Origin of the sequence: Streptomyces fumanus (assembly GCF_014655295.1) — a bacterium.
Classification (GTDB): domain Bacteria; phylum Actinomycetota; class Actinomycetes; order Streptomycetales; family Streptomycetaceae; genus Streptomyces; species Streptomyces fumanus.
In genome coordinates this window covers 1-14265 of sequence record NZ_BNBI01000015.1, presented here as the reverse complement: position 1 = coordinate 14265, position 14265 = coordinate 1, and the positions used below count along the sequence as shown (strand labels likewise).

12 protein-coding genes and 1 pseudogene are annotated in these 14265 nt (G+C 75.0%); 7 read left to right on the top strand and 6 right to left on the bottom strand.

Translation table 11 applies throughout. From position 1 onward, the window contains the following. Position 1 precedes the first annotated feature (1 nt). The 4 genes from IE316_RS28705 to IE316_RS28690 all read left to right on the top strand — a co-directional run bounded on the left by IE316_RS28705 (position 2) and on the right by IE316_RS28690 (position 5156). Complete coding sequence (locus IE316_RS28705; RefSeq protein ID WP_190207442.1) at positions 2–538, top strand: GNAT family N-acetyltransferase; 537 nt, start codon at positions 2–4, stop codon at positions 536–538. A gap of 86 nt (positions 539–624) precedes the next feature. Continuing rightward, complete coding sequence (locus IE316_RS28700) at positions 625–2124, top strand: ABC transporter substrate-binding protein (RefSeq protein ID WP_190207441.1); 1500 nt, start codon at positions 625–627, stop codon at positions 2122–2124. Positions 2125–2127: 3 nt separating this feature from the next. Next, complete coding sequence (locus tag IE316_RS28695; protein ID WP_190207440.1) at positions 2128–3915, top strand: ABC transporter permease subunit; 1788 nt, start codon at positions 2128–2130, stop codon at positions 3913–3915. Next, entirely contained in the window at positions 3912–5156 is a 1245-nt protein-coding gene (locus tag IE316_RS28690; RefSeq protein ID WP_190207439.1) for an MDR family MFS transporter, read from the top strand. The genes IE316_RS28695 and IE316_RS28690 overlap by 4 nt, the downstream gene beginning before the upstream one ends. Positions 5157–5220: 64 nt before the next feature. Here the strand turns inward: IE316_RS28690 and IE316_RS28685 are convergent, their stop codons facing one another. Further along, entirely contained in the window at positions 5221–6450 is a 1230-nt protein-coding gene (locus IE316_RS28685) for a serine hydrolase domain-containing protein (protein WP_190207438.1), read from the bottom strand. Between the two features lie 126 nt (positions 6451–6576). Between IE316_RS28685 and IE316_RS28680 the strand changes: the two genes are divergently transcribed. Beyond that, entirely contained in the window at positions 6577–7020 is a 444-nt protein-coding gene (locus tag IE316_RS28680; protein ID WP_190207437.1) for a PPOX class F420-dependent oxidoreductase, read from the top strand. 25 nt (positions 7021–7045) lie between these two features. Here the strand turns inward: IE316_RS28680 and IE316_RS28675 are convergent, their stop codons facing one another. After that, positions 7046–8398 (bottom strand): MFS transporter, encoded by a 1353-nt coding sequence (locus IE316_RS28675; protein WP_190207436.1) that lies wholly within the window; start codon positions 8396–8398, stop codon positions 7046–7048. 121 nt (positions 8399–8519) lie between these two features. Next, on the bottom strand, positions 8520–9185 hold the full coding sequence (locus tag IE316_RS28670) for a TetR/AcrR family transcriptional regulator (RefSeq protein WP_190207435.1): 666 nt from the start codon (positions 9183–9185) through the stop codon (positions 8520–8522). 132 nt (positions 9186–9317) lie between these two features. On the opposite strand from IE316_RS28670, the gene IE316_RS28665 reads away from it, so the two are divergent. Together IE316_RS28665 and IE316_RS28660 are read left to right on the top strand one after the other, a co-directional pair. Next, positions 9318–10193: a shikimate dehydrogenase gene (locus IE316_RS28665; protein WP_190207434.1), complete on the top strand. Its 876-nt coding sequence runs from the start codon at positions 9318–9320 to the stop codon at positions 10191–10193. Positions 10194–10240: 47 nt separating this feature from the next. Beyond that, complete coding sequence (locus tag IE316_RS28660) at positions 10241–12031, top strand: sugar phosphate isomerase/epimerase and 4-hydroxyphenylpyruvate domain-containing protein (RefSeq protein ID WP_190207433.1); 1791 nt, start codon at positions 10241–10243, stop codon at positions 12029–12031. Here the strand turns inward: IE316_RS28660 and IE316_RS28655 are convergent. The 3 genes and pseudogenes from IE316_RS28655 to IE316_RS28645 all read right to left on the bottom strand — a co-directional run. Further along, positions 12018–13484, bottom strand: coding sequence for a membrane-associated oxidoreductase (locus IE316_RS28655; RefSeq protein WP_190207432.1), 1467 nt, complete (start codon positions 13482–13484; stop codon positions 12018–12020). The genes IE316_RS28660 and IE316_RS28655 overlap by 14 nt on opposite strands. A gap of 58 nt (positions 13485–13542) precedes the next feature. Next, positions 13543–14127 (bottom strand): histidine phosphatase family protein, encoded by a 585-nt coding sequence (locus IE316_RS28650; protein ID WP_190207431.1) that lies wholly within the window; start codon positions 14125–14127, stop codon positions 13543–13545. Positions 14128–14130: 3 nt separating this feature from the next. Then, positions 14131–14265, bottom strand: a pseudogene (locus tag IE316_RS28645) (6-phosphogluconate dehydrogenase); the annotation flags it as partial.

The window sequence follows — 14265 nt, the reverse complement described above, 5'->3', positions numbered from 1 at the left end:
GGTGCGCCACAGTGACTACAGTATTCGTCCCGCCGGTCCCGACGACCTCGATGCCGCTCGGGCCGTCATGCTCGACACCGTGTACCGGGACTTCGGGACGGGGTACGTGCCGCGGTGGCACCGGGACATCATCGATCTGGACGGGGCCTATCTCGCGCCGCCGCGGCACACGCTGCTCGTCGCCGTGGACGCGGGGGGCGAGGTCGTCGGGACCGGGGCGCTCGACTCCCGGGGGCCCGCGCATCCGCCGAACCCCCGGGAGGTCGCCGAGCGGTATCCGTCCGGGGTGACCGCGCAGCTCCGGCGGGTGTACGTGCGGCCCGAGCACCGCAGGCGGGGGCTGGCGCGGTGGATGGTGGAGGAGTTGCTGGCCTTCGCCGCCGCGGACGGGGGGTACCGGGCCGTCTACCTGCACACCGACCCCGGCGTGGAGGGGGCGGAGCCGTTCTGGCGGTCGCTCGCCAAGGTGGTGTACGACGAGCGGGAGGAGCCCGGGGGCGGGCAGCGGGTCGTGCACTTCGACGTGCCCATGGGGTGACCGGTTAAGTGGTAATGGTTTTCATGTAGGGTCTGATCTTGCCGTCACGGCCGATCCACCCCCCCGCACTCATCGAACCGAGGACCATGCGCTCCCACCGTCGCCTTCGGCTGCTCGCCCCCTTCCTGCTCGTACCGCTGATATCCAGTTGCTTCGCCTCCGGCGGCGACGGCGACGAAGGCTCCGGTGACACCGGGGGGTCGCGGCTGCGGGTCGCGCTGGCGTTCCCGCCCGCCGAGAACCTCTCCCCGTACGGCGCCGACGCCACCCTGCTCAGCCGGCTCGGAGTGACCGAGGGCCTCACCGCGCTGGACGCCAACGGCTCCGCCGCGCCCGCGCTCGCCGCGTCCTGGCGCCAGGAGAACGCCAGGACCTGGACGTTCACGCTGCGCGAGGCCACCTTCCAGGACGGCACCGAGGTCACCCCCGAGGCGGTTGCCGACTCGCTCGGGCACGCCGCCGACGCCGAGCCCGCGCCCGCCGCCCTCACCGGGGTCAGCCTCAAGGCCGAGCCCGCCGGCGACCGCGCCGTGCGGATCACCACCGCCGAGGCCGACCCCGTACTGCCGTTGCGGCTGTCCAGTCCGAGCCTCGCCGTGCTGTCCGCCAAGGCGTACGCGAAGACGGGCAAGGCCGACCCCGTGGGCACCGCTACCGGGCCCTTCGAGATCACCGAGGTGAACGGAGCGACCTCCGCCTCCCTCGACCGGTTCGACGACTACTGGGGCGGGCGGGCGCAGGCCGCCGGGATCGACGCCCGGTTCATCGCCGACGGCACCGCCCGCGCCAACGCCCTGCGCACCGGCGAACTGGACATCGCCGAGGCCCTGCCCGTCGCCCAGGCCGCCACCCTGGACCGGGACGAGCGGCGGGACACCGCCACCACCCGCACCACCAGCCTGCTGCTCAACGCCCGCACCGGGACCTTCCACGACGCCGGACTGCGGGCCGCCGCCCGCGCCGCCCTCGACACCTCCGTCTTCGCCAAGGACGTGTACGAGGGGTACGGCGACCCCGGCGCCGGGATCTACGGGCCCGCCGTCACCTGGGCGGAAGGCAAGCGGACGGCACCCGTCGGGCGGGCCGCGGAGCAGCGGCCGAAGGGCGAGACCGTCACCCTCGCCACCTACGACAACCGGCCCGAACTGCCCGAGGTCGCCCAGGTCGTCAAGGAGCAGTGGGAGAAGGCCGGGTTCACGGTCCGGCTCGTCGTCCGGGAGTACTCGCGGCTGGAGAGCGACGCGTTGGACGGGAAGTTCGACGCGTTCGTGCTGGCCCGCAACACCCTCCTCGACACCGGGGACCCGGTCGCCGTCCTCGCCGGTGACTACACCTGCGACGGCGACTTCAACATCGCCCAGCTCTGCGACAAGGGCGTCGACCGGGCCGTGGCCCAGGCCGAGAAGGCCGCCGACACCGACCGGCGGCGGGACGCGGCCATGGCCGCCGAGGCCCGGATCCTCGGCACGGACGCCGTCCTGCCCCTGGTCCACCAGCGCATCATCACCGGCGTCCGCGACGGCGTCCAGGGCGTGGTCCTCGACCCGTACGAGCGCACCCTCGTCGGCACGGGAACGCGGCGCTGAGCCATGCGGCGGCAAGTGACGGCCCTGCTCTGGCGGTTGACGCTCGCCGCCGGGCTGGTCTGCGGGATCGGGCTGCTGCCCTGGCTGACCCGCACCGACCCGGCGCTCACCGTCCTCAAGGCGCGGTCCGCCGAACGGACCCCGACACCCGAGGTGCTGGCCGGCATCCGCGCCCAACTGGGGCTCGACGGCGGGCCGCTGCAGTTGCTCGGGCAGTGGCTCGGCGGGCTGCCGCACGGGGACGCCGGGCGGTCGTGGATCTCCGGCTCCGCGGTGCTGCCCGACGTGCTGCGCGCGCTCGGCGCCTCGGTGCTGCTGATGGCGGTGGCCCTCGTCGTCGCCGTGCTCACCGCCGCCGGCGTCTGCGCCCGGACGCTGCGGCGCGGCGCCGCCCGGCGGCTCGGCACCGGCCGGCGCGGCGGCACCGGCTCCGCGACGCTCGCCGCGCTGCCCGAGTTCCTGCTCGCCTCCGTGCTCGCCACCGTCGTCGGCGTCCAGCTCGGCTGGCTGCCCGCGCTCGGCTGGTACGGGCCCCAGTACACCCTGCTGCCCGCGCTCGCCCTCGGCCTGCCCGCCGGGGCCGTGCTCGGACGGCTCCTCGACGACCTGCTGCCCGGCGCCTTCCGCGAACCCTGGGCGCTGGCCGCCGCCGCCCGGGGACTGACCGGCCGGCGCATCGCCCGGCAGGCGGTCCGCCGGTGCGTGCCCGCGCTGCTGCCCAACCTCGGCCTGTTCGTGGTCGGACTCACCGGCGGAGCCGTCGCCGTCGAGCAGATCTTCGACATTCCCGGCCTGGGCCGCACCACCCTCCAGGCCGCCCTCGCCCAGGACCTGCCCGTCCTCCAGGCCGGCACCCTCGCCCTGGTGCTGCTCGCCGCCGTGGCCACCGCCGTCACCCGGCTCGCCGCCCGGCTGCTCACCGGCCCCGCCCTGCGCGACGGCGCGCTGCCCACCCTGCACCGCCCCGCGCCGCCCGCGCGGAGCCGTACACCGCTGGTTCTCGGGGCCCTGCTGATCGCCGTGGTGGCGGCCGGGCTGACCCGGGACCCGCTCGCCGTCGCCACCGGCGACCGGCTGCGACCGCCCTCCCTCGCCCACCCGTTCGGCACCGACGCCCTCGGCCGGGACCTGCTCGCTCGGGTCGGGCACGGCGCCCTCGACACCCTGCTGCTGGCCGCCGCGATCAGCGCCGCCGCCCTCCTCCTCGGCGTCCTGCTGGGCCTCGTACCCCGGCTGTCCGGGCCGCTGGTCGACACCGTCAACGCCGTGCCGCCCGTCCTGCTCGCCCTCCTGGTCACCGCCGTCGCCGGCGGCGGCACCGCCACCCCCGCGCTCGCCGTGACCGCCGTCGCCTGGGCGCCGCTGGCCGCGCACACCTCCGCGCTGCTGCGCCAGGAACGCGCCACCCTGCACGTCCTCGCCACCCGCGGCCTGGGCGCGGGCCGCTGGTACCTGCTCCGCCGCGAACTGCTGCCCGCCGTGCTGCCGTCCGTCGTCCGGCACGCCCTGCTGCGGCTGCCCGGCGTCGCCCTCGCGCTCGCCTCCCTCGGCTTCCTCGGCCTGGGCGCGCAGCCCCCGTCCCCCGAGTGGGGCCTGCTGCTCGCCGAGAACCAGCCCTACGCCGAACGCGCCCCCTGGGCCGTCCTCGCCCCCGCCGCCGTCCTGGCCCTGCTGGGCGCGCTCGCCGTCACCGCGAGCGGAGGGGTACGGCTGCCCCGGCGGCGCCCGTCCCCGGCGCCCGCCGAGTCCCCCGAACCCGCCGTCAGCAGGGAACCGGTGGGCGTGCGATGACCCAGGAGACCACGGCCACCGCCCCGCCGGCGACCCGCGGACGCGCCCGCCTCACCCCGCTCCTGCGGCTGCTCGTCCTCACCCAGCTCGCCTTCAACATCGGCTTCTACGCCGTGCTGCCCTTCCTCGCCGACCACCTCGGCGAGGGCATCGGCATGGCGGGCTGGCTGGTCGGGCTCGTGCTCGGACTGCGCACCTTCAGCCAGCAGGGACTGTTCGTGGTGGGCGGGGCGCTCGCCGACCGGTACGGCATCCGGCCCGTCGTCCTCACCGGGTGCGGGCTGCGGATCGCCGGGTTCGGCTGGCTCGGGTACGCGGAGGCCACCTGGTCCGTGCTCGGCGCGGTCCTGCTCATCGGGTTCGCCGCCGCGCTGTTCTCCCCCGCCGTCGAGTCCGAGGTCGCCCGGCAGGCGGTGCTGTGGGAGGAGTCCGGGGCGGGACCGCGCACCCGGGTGCTCGCGCTGTTCACCGTCGCCGGGCAGGCCGGGGCGTTCACCGGGCCGCTGCTCGGGGCGCTGCTGCTGGGCGTGGACTTCCGTACCGCCTGCCTGGCCGGGGCCGGGGTCTTCGTGCTGGTCCTCGCCGGGCACGCGTGGCTACTGCCGCAGCGCGTCCCGGGACGCCCCCGCACCCGGGTCCGGGGCGGCGGGAGACTGCTGCTGCGCAACCGGCCCTTCCTCGCGCTGTGCTGCGCCTACGGGGCCTATCTGCTCGCCTACAACCAGTTCTATCTGGCGCTGCCCGCCGAGGTGGTGCGGGCGGCCGGGTCGCAGGCGCCGCTGGCCTGGCTGTTCGCGCTGTCCTCGCTGCTGGTCGTGGCGGCGCAGTTGCCGGTGACGCGGTGGGCGGGGGAGCGGCTGACGTCGCGCCGGTCCATGGCGGCCGGACTGGTGCTGATCGGGGGCGGGTTCGCGGTGGTGGCGGCGGCCCGGCCCGCCGGGTGGACCGGGACGGCCGGGCTGCTGCCCGCCGCCGCCTTCGTGGTCCTGCTCACCCTCGGCCAGATGCTGGTCGCGCCGGTCGCCCGCGCCTGGGTGCCCGACCTCGCGGAGGACGGCCGGCTCGGCCTCTACACCGGCGCGCTGTCCTCGGTGTCCGGGCTGATCGTGCTGGCCGGCAGCTCGGTCGTCGGCTCCCTGCTGGACAGCGGCCTGCCCGCCGCCGTCCCGTGGCTGGTGCTGGCCGCCGTACCGCTGGCGGCGGTGGGGCTGCTGCCCCGGGAGCGGCAGGGGCCGGCCTGAGCGGCCGGGACGCCGCCGGCCCCCTGGGGCCGCCGTACCGCCGGCCCGCGGTTCTGACGGACCGTCAGTCCGTGACCGCCTCGTGGACCAGCCGCTTGAGGTCCCGGAACACCGTGTGCGAGGACCTCGGCCGCACCTGGGTCATGAACTGCACGGTCAGCTCGCGGCCCGGGTCCACCCAGAACGTCGTCGTCGCCACTCCGCTCCACCCGTACGTGCCGGGCGCCGAGGGCACCTGGGTGCGGGCCGGGTCGGTCACCACGGAGACCCCGAGGCCGAAGCCGACGCCGTCGTTGCCGGGTTCGTCGTGCGCCGGGCGACTGCCGAAGGACCGCAGGTCGGCGCCGCCGGGCAGATGGTTGCGGGTCATCAGGTCCACGGTGGCGGCCGACAGCAGCCGGGTGCCGTCGAGTTCGCCGCGGCGCCGCAGCAGCTCCGTGAAGCGGTGCACGTCGTGCGCGGAGGCCACCAGGCCGCCGCTGCCGGACAGGAACCGCGGCCGGCCCTGCAGCGGCAGCCCGGCGACCGGCGCGATACCGCCGCCGTCCTGCTCCCCGTACAGCTCCGCGAGCCGCCCGGCCTGTTCGCCGGTGACCTGGAAACCGGCGTCCGCCATGCCGAGCGGGCGGAAGATCCGCTCGGCGAAGAACTCGTCCAGCGGCCGGCCGCTGACCACCTCCACCAGGCGGCCGAGCACATTGCTGGCGACGGAGTAGTTCCACTGGGTGCCCGGTTCGAACTGCAGCGGCAGGCTCGCGTACAGGTCGACCGTCTCCGCGAGGTCCGCGCCGGGCGGTACCGAGGACTCCAGGCCCGCCGCGCGGTAGAGGGCGTCCACCGGGTGGGCGTGGTAGAAGCCGAAGGTCAGACCGGCGGTGTGGGTCATCAGGTGCCGGATCAGTACGGGCCCGGCGGCCGGGCGGGTCGTCACGTCCGGCGCGCTGCCGCCGGCGTACACCCGCGGCTCGGCGAAGGCGGGCAGGTACGCGGCGACCGGGTCGTCGAGGGAGAGCCGTCCCTCCTCGGCCAGCATCAGCACGGCGACCGCGGTGACCGGCTTGGTCATGGAGTAGATCCGCCACAGCGTGTCCGCCGTCACCGGCAGCCCGGCCGCGATGTCCCGGTGGCCGTACGTGGTGAGGTGGGCGACCCGGCCGCCGCGCGCCACGGCCACCAGGAAGCCGGGGAGCCGGCCCGCGTCCACCTCCTGGGCGAAGTGCCGGTCCAGTCGCTCCAGCGCCTTGCCGTCCAGCCCGGCCCGGTCCGGGTCGGTCTCCTGTCGCAGCCCTGTCATCGTTCGCGCTCCTCCGTCACTCGAGGACTCCTCCGTGACTCCTGCCCGCCCAGGCGCCTCCGGTCCACCGGAATCCGTGGACCGGACGCGGGGAACAGACCTGCCCGCCCGCCCGTTGACCGAGGCATGACTGATGACGCCACGCAGGACGCGCTGCTGAAGCTGTTCGCCGAGGAACGCAACGGTGTGCTGGTCACCCTCAAGCGGGACGGCCGCCCCCAGTTGTCGAACGTCATCCACACCTACGACCCCGAGGGGCGCGTCCTGCGCGTCTCGCTCACCGACGACCGCGCCAAGACCCGCAACCTCCGCCGCGACCCCCGCGCCTCCTACCACGTGACCACCCCCGACCGGTGGTCCTACGCGGTCGCCGAGGGCACCGCCGACCTCTCCCCGGTCGTCGCCGACCCGTACGACGAGACGGCCGAGGAACTGGTCCGGCTCTACCGCGAGGCCCTCGGCGAGCACCCCGACTGGGACGACTACCGCGCCGCCCTGGTCCGCGACCGCCGCCTGGTGCTGCGGCTGCGGGTGGACCGCGTCTACGGCGTGACCGACCTCCCGCACTGACCCCCCGGCAGGCCACCGCCGCCGGTCAGGCCGTCACCTTCGCCGCCCGGGGCGCGCTCACGGGGACCCGTTCGCCGAGCTGTTCCGTCGGCACGGCGTGCGTCTCCCGGGCGGTCAGCGCGGCGATCACCGGGGGCACGCACAGGGCCGCCGTGAACAGGGCGACCGCCGTCCAGTCGTCGCCGTCCGGCCCCGCGATCCGGGCGGCGAACGTCACCGCGAACCCGGCCACCGCGAAGCCGATCTGGGTGCCGATCGCCACCCCGGACAGCCGCACCCGGGTCGCGAACATCTCGCCGTAGAAGGCGGGCCACACCCCGTTGGCGGCGCTGTAGACCACGCCGAAGCAGAGCACGCCGCACAGGAAGGTGAGCGGGTAGGAGCCGGTCGAGACCGCCCACAGGTACAGGAACATGGTCACCGCGCTGCCCGCCGCGCCGACCAGGAACACCGGGCGGCGGCCGATCCGGTCGGAGAGCGTGGCCCACAGCGGGATCGCGGCGAGCGCCACCACATTGGCGAGGGCGCCCACCCAGAGCATGGCGGTACGGGACATGCCGACCGAGTCACCGGTGGCGAACGCCAGCGCCCACACCGTGAAAATGGTGCTCACCGAGGCGATCAGCGCGCCCCCGATCACCCGCAGCACATCCGCCCAGTGCTCGCGCACCAGCACCAGCAGCGGCATTTTCACCACCCCTTGCGCGGCGGTCTGCCGGGTGAACGCCGGGGTCTCGTCCAGGTTGCGGCGGATGACGTAGCCGACGACGGCGACCGCGACGCTCAGCCAGAACGGCACCCGCCAGCCCCAGGCCATCAGGTGCTCCTCGGGCAGCGCGGCGACCGGGATGAACACCAGCGTGGCCAGCAACTGGCCGCCCTGGGTGCCGCTGAGCGTGAAACTGGTGAAGAAGCCGCGCCGGTGTCCGGGGGCGTGTTCCAGGGTCATGGAGTTGGCGCTGGCCTGCTCGCCGGCGGCCGAGACGCCCTGCAGGACCCGGCAGAGCACCAGCAGCACCGGCGCGAGGGTGCCGACCTGGGCGCGGGTGGGCAGACAGCCGATGAGGAACGTCGACACGCCCATCAGGATCAGCGTGAACACCATGATCTTCTTGCGGCCGAGGCGGTCCCCGATGTGCCCCAGGAACAACGCCCCGAGCGGCCGGGCGGCGTAGGCGACACCGAAGGTGGCCAGCGACAGCAGGGTGGCCGTCGCCGGATCGGACGCGTCGAAGAAGACCTCGGGAAAGATCAGCGCCGCGGCGCTGCCGTAGATGAAGAAGTCGTAGTACTCCAGGGCGCTGCCGATCCAGGCGGCGGTCGCCGCCTTCTTCGGCTGCCCCGGCGGGGCCTCGGGGACGGGGGCGGGGACGGACACGCGGCGGCTCCTTCGGCATCGTCGCCTAATTAACCCACTGGATAGTTAGTAGTGGTGGCTGGGATGGTGCGCCCGCGGGTTCCGGGTGTCAAGGGGTGCGGTGCGGCCGGGCCGGCCGGGCTCAGCGGGCCGAGCGCTCCGCGGTCAGGTAGGCGATCACCATGTCGCCGAGCATGGTCCGGTAGTGCTCGCGCTGCTCGGGGGCGATCAGGTCGCGGCCGAACAGGGCGCCGAAGGTGTGCCGGTTGGCGACCCGGAAGAAGCAGAAGGAACTGATCATCGCGTGCAGGTCGACCGCGTCCACGTCGGCCGTGAACAGCCCCGACTCCTGGCCCGCGGCGAGGATCCGGCGGATCACGTCCAGCGCGGGCGAGCCGATCCGGGCCAGCTCCTCGGAGGCGGCGATGTGCTCGGCGCCGTGGATGTTCTCGATGCTGACCAGGCGGATGAAGTCCGGGTGCCGCTCGTGGTGGTCGAAGGTGACCTCGGCCAGCCGCCGGATCGCGGCGACCGGGTCGAGGTGCTCGACGTCGAGCTGCTGCTCGGCCTCCCGGATCACCCCGTACGCCCGCTCCAGCACGGCGGTGAAGAGCTGCTCCTTGCCGCCGAAGTAGTAGTAGATCATCCGCTTGGTGGTGCGGGTGCGGGCGGCGATCTCGTCGACGCGGGCCCCGTCGTAGCCGGCCCGGGCGAACTCCCGGGTGGCCACGTCGAGGATCTCGGCCCGGGTGCGGGCGGCGTCGCGGATGCGCCCGTTGGATCGTGCCGGTTCGTCGACGCTGGTCATCGGGTTCCTTCGGCTGGGGCGGGGGCCAGTGCGGTGATTGTAGAAGGTCGGGTCTTCCCACGGGCCGTGCCCTGCTGCTATGACTAACGTACTGGTTCGTACATTAGCCGTGCCCGGCTCAGGAGGTCACCGGTGGCCAAGGACTCGTATCTCGTCGGACTGATCGGCTCCGGCATCGGCCCGTCGCTCAGTCCGGCCCTGCACCAGCGGGAGGCCGACCGGCAGGGGCTGCGCTACCTGTACCGGCTGATCGACCTGGACGCGCTGGGCGCGGCCCCGGAGAAGGTGGGCGACCTGGTGCGGGCCGCGCGGGACCTGGGCTTCGACGGGCTGAACATCACCCACCCGTGCAAGCAGCTCGTCCTCGGCCACCTCGACGGGCTCGCCCCGGGGGCCGAGGCGCTGGGCGCGGTCAACACCGTCGTCTTCGACGGCGGCCGGGCGGTCGGCCACAACACCGACGTCACCGGCTTCGCCGCCTCCTTCGCCCGGGGCCTGCCCGACGCCCCGCTGGAACGGGTCGCGCTGGTGGGCGCCGGCGGGGCGGGCGCGGCCGTCGCCCACGCCCTGCTCACCCTGGGCGCCGGGCGGATCACCGTCGTCGACGCGCTGCCCGAGCGGGCGGCCGCGCTGGCCGGGTCGCTGAACCGGCACTTCGGCGCGGGCCGGGCCGACCGCGCCGGGCCGGACCGGCTGCCCGGCGTCCTGGCCGGCGCCGACGGCGTGGTGCACGCCACCCCCACCGGCATGGCCGCCCACCCCGGTCTGCCCTTCCCCGCCGGACTGCTGCGTCCCGGGCTGTGGGTCGCCGAGGTCGTCTACCGGCCGCTTCGGACCGAGCTGGTCCGGGCCGCCCGCGCCGCGGGCTGCGCGGTGCTGGACGGCGGCGGCATGGCCGTCTTCCAGGCGGCGGACGCGTTCCGCCTGTTCACCGGGCGGGAACCCGGCACCGCCCGGATGCTCGCGGACCTGCCCGCGCTGGCCGGCGCCGTCCCCGCGCCCCGGTAGGCCCCCGGAGGAAGCACCAGTAGGCCCACGGAGAAAGAGGCACCGACGTGCGTACGTCCATCGCCACCGTCTGTCTGAGCGGACCGCTCACCGAGAAGCTCACCGCCGCCGCCCGGGCCGGCTTCGACGGCGTGGAGATCTTCGAGAACGACCTGCTCGCCAGCCCGCTCACCCCCGAGGAGATCCGCGCCCGCTGCGCCGACCTCGGTCTGACCATCGACCTCTACCAGCCGATGCGGGACGTCGAGGCGCTCCCCGAGGCGGAGTTCGCGCGCAGCCTGCGCCGCGCCCGGCACAAGTTCGCGCTGATGCGCCGGCTCGGCGCCGACACCGTCCTGGTCTGCTCCAGCGTCTCCCCGGACGCCCTGGACGACGACGCGCTCGCCGCCGAGCAGCTCGCCCGCCTCGCCTCGCTCGCCCAGGACTTCGGCATCCGCGTCGCCTACGAGGCGCTCGCCTGGGGCCGGCACATCAGCACCTGGGACCACGCCTGGCGGGTGGTCGAGGCGGCGGACCACCCCGCGCTCGGCACCTGTCTGGACAGCTTCCACATCCTCTCCCGGGACGGCGACCCGAAGGGCATCGCCGACCTGCCCGGCGAGAAGATCTTCTTCCTCCAGCTCGCCGACGCCCCCCGGCTCGCCATGGACGTCCTGCAGTGGAGCCGCCACCACCGCTGCTTCCCCGGCCAGGGCGGCTTCGACGTCGCCGGGCTGGTCCGCCAGGTCCTGCGCACCGGCTACGCCGGGCCGCTCTCCCTGGAGGTCTTCAACGACGTGTTCCGGCAGGCCGATGCCGCCGCCACCGCCGTCGACGCCCAGCGCTCGCTGCGGATGCTCCAGGAAGAGGTCGGCACCGCGCCTCTGCCCCCGGCCGTCGTGCCCACCGGCGTCGCCTTCGCCGAGCTGGTCACCCCCGACGCCCAGCCGGTGGCCGGCCTGCTCGGCGCGCTCGGCTTCGCCCGCGCCGCCCGGCACCGCGGCAAGCCCGTCGACCTGTGGCAGCGCGGCGACGCCCGGGTCCTGGTCAACACCGGGCCCGCCGAGCGCCGCGAGGGCACCCGGCTCGCCGCGATCGGCCTGACCTCGCCCGACCCGGCGGGTGCCGCCCGCCGCGCCGAGGCGCTGCTCGCCCCCGTGCTGCCGCGCCGCCGCGCCCCGGGGGACGCGCCGCTGGAGGCGGTCGCCGCGCCCGACGGCACCGAGCTGTTCTTCTGCGCCGCGCCCGGCGGGGACGCCCCCGACTGGCGGGCCGACTTCACGGACACCGCGCCCGCCCCCGCGGACGGGTGCCGCATCGACCACGTGGCGCTGACCCAGCCCTGGCACCACTTCGACGAGGCCGCCCTGTTCCACAGCGGTGTCCTCGGGCTGCGTCCCCAGGCGAGCGTGGACGTCGCCGACCCCTACGGGCTCCAGCGCAGCCGCGCGGTCACCGACGACGCCGGCGGCGTCCGTATCGTCCTGTCCGTCGGCCCGGCGCCCACCGACGGCACCGCGCACGCCCAGCACCTCGCGCTCGCCACCGACGACGTGGTCGCCGCGGCCCGCCGCTTCCGGGCGGCCGGCGGCACCCTGCTGCCGATCCCCGCGAACTACTACGACGACCTCGCGGCCCGCTACGAGTTCGCCGACGGCGAGCTGGAGACCTACCGGGACCTCGGCATCCTCTACGACCGGGACGCGCACGGCGTCTTCCGGCACTGCTACACGCACACCGTCGGCCGGGTCTTCGTCGAACTCCTCCAGCGCGACGGCGGCTACCGCGGCTACGGCGCCCCCAACGCGCCCGTACGGCTGGCCGCGCAGCACACCGCCCGGGGGTTCACTGGCGGCTGACGGTCCGGGTGACGCCGGTGACGACGGTGGTGGCCAGGACCCAGCCGGTGACGGTCAGCAGATAGGCCAGCCACTGGTACCCGGCGCGCGGCGCGAACGCCGTCTCCTGCCCGAAGGAGATGATCGGCAGCAGCAGGTCCAGGGTGTAGAACACCGGGTTGAACGGCGGGGCCTCGGACGGCTTCAGCGCCGCCGGGTGCTCCAGGCCGAACGCGGCCGAGCCGATCGCGAGCAGCGTCAGCAGCCAGGCCAGGGCCCGCATCGGCCGGAAGCCGTAGCCCACGGTCACGTCCTGGAGACACCCCCAGGCACGCCCGTACCAGGGCAGGGTGCGGCGGTGCCGGCGCTGCTTGGCGAGCTGCACCCGCCGGGCCGCGTCGTCGTCGCCGGTGCGGCGGTAGGCGGCCGTCAACTGCTCGTAGGCGTACGGGACATAGCCGTCGCCGTCCCGCTCCAGCATGGGCAGGCGGCGCTCGGCGGGATGGTGGGGGACGAGCGCCGTGTAGGACAGGTCGTTCAGGTACACCTCGTCGGGCAGCATCTCCGGGTCCAGGCTCAGGCTGTCGATCCGGGCGCGCCGCAGCCGGAGCGCGCCCTCGATCCGCTCGCCGGCGAACAGCCACAGCTCCCCGATCACCGAGCTGGTGGCCCGCAGCGCGACATCGCCCGGCCGGGACAGCGAGGCGTGCGCCAGGTCGAGGGTGCCCGGTACGCGGGCGCCGCGCAGGTCGAGCAGGCCGCGGGCGCGCAGGCACCCGGCGGTCACGTTCGTCCCGACGACCAGGTTCTGCGCGTCCAGGGCCGTGCCCCCACCCGCGTCGAGGACCGCGTCCCGGAGGTTGACCTGCCCGGCGACACCGGCGCCGGTGAGCCGGGTCGTACCGTGCGTGCGCAGGCCGGGTGCCCACAGGTCGGCGCGGAGGACCGCCTGGTTGAGCTGGAGCACCGGCCCCTCGGTGTCCGGGGCGGCATGGAACCGCGCGCCTTCCAGGTACAGGCTCCCCGCTATCTCCGCCCCGGCCAGCCGTACCGTCCCGTGGCACCGGGTGCGGGTCATCCGCAGGACGCCGTCCACGCGCACCGCGTGGGCGACCAGCCCCGGCAGCACGGACTCGCTCAGGTTCAGTTCCCGCAGGCGGCATCCGTACAGCCGGGGCACCTGCTCGACGTGGCAGTTCTTCAGCCGCACCGGCACCTCGACGGCCGCGTACTGCAGGCGGAGGGATCCGGTGATCCGGGCGCCGGACAGGTCGAGGGAGGGGATCTCGCCGTTCTCCCGCGGCCCGTCCAGCAGCAGCGTCCGCAGCACCGAGGCCCGTACCGTCCGCTCCGGTCCCCAGTCGGCGCCCTCGGCGGGGTCCTCGTCGTCCGCGGTCCGGAAGTCCACGAGTTCGCCCCGGGGGAAGGCCCGCCACACGCGGGCCTCGGCCGGCGTCAGATCGTCGATCTCCATCGACCGGGACTCTGACGCGCCGGCCGGGAGCTGTCAACCGGCCCCCGGCCGTCGGGCGTCAGGGCCGGGTGTTCCACTCGGCGATCACGGGCCGGTCGTGTTCGGTGGAGAGCCGGCTGAGCGTGCCGGTCGCCAACTGGAACAGCCTGCCCTCGGCGGGCGGCAGGCCCAGCCGGCGGGCGGTGAGCACCCGCAGGAAGTGGGCGTGGGCCACCAGGACCACATCGCCCCCGGCGAGCGCGGGCACCACCCGGGCCAGCACCCGGTCGGCGCGGCGGCCGACCTGCTCGGGCGACTCGCCGTCCGTGCCGTCCCCGGGCGGGGTGCCGTCGGTCCACAGGTCCCAGTCGGGCCGGGTGCGGTGGATGTCGACGGTGGTGACGCCCTCGTAGTCGCCGTAGTCCCATTCGTGCAGGTCGGCGTCGGTCACGGCGCCGACCAGGCCCGCGAGTTCGGCGGTGCGGCGGGCGCGGCCGAGCGGGCTGGTGAGCACCCGCGCGAACGGCCGGCCCGACAGCAGCGGGGCCAGGGACTTGGCCTGCTCCTCACCGTGCGGGGTCAGGGGCAGGTCGGTGTGGCTGGTGTGCCGGCCCGACCGGCTCCACTCCGTCTCGCCGTGCCGGACCAGCAGCAGATCTCCCACGGGTTACTTCTTCGCCGACTCGACGGCGTGGCCGCCGAACTGGTTGCGCAGCGCGGCGATCATCTTCATCTGCGGGGAGTCCTCCTGGCGGGAGGCGAACCGGGCGAAGAGGGAGGCGGTGATCGCGGGCAGCGGTAC

Bases quoted from the DNA above. Each gene is read 5' to 3' on its own strand.
- IE316_RS28700 (WP_190207441.1), top strand. From the start codon at position 625: ATGCGCTCCCACCGTCGCCTTCGGCTGCTCGCCCCCTTCCTGCTCGTA.
- IE316_RS28655 (WP_190207432.1), bottom strand. From the start codon at position 13,484: ATGGAGATCGACGATCTGACGCCGGCCGAGGCCCGCGTGTGGCGGGCC.
- IE316_RS28685 (WP_190207438.1), bottom strand. From the start codon at position 6,450: ATGACAGGGCTGCGACAGGAGACCGACCCGGACCGGGCCGGGCTGGAC.
- IE316_RS28695 (WP_190207440.1), top strand. From the start codon at position 2,128: ATGCGGCGGCAAGTGACGGCCCTGCTCTGGCGGTTGACGCTCGCCGCC.
- IE316_RS28680 (WP_190207437.1), top strand. From the start codon at position 6,577: ATGACTGATGACGCCACGCAGGACGCGCTGCTGAAGCTGTTCGCCGAG.
- IE316_RS28690 (WP_190207439.1), top strand. From the start codon at position 3,912: ATGACCCAGGAGACCACGGCCACCGCCCCGCCGGCGACCCGCGGACGC.
- IE316_RS28670 (WP_190207435.1), bottom strand. From the start codon at position 9,185: ATGACCAGCGTCGACGAACCGGCACGATCCAACGGGCGCATCCGCGAC.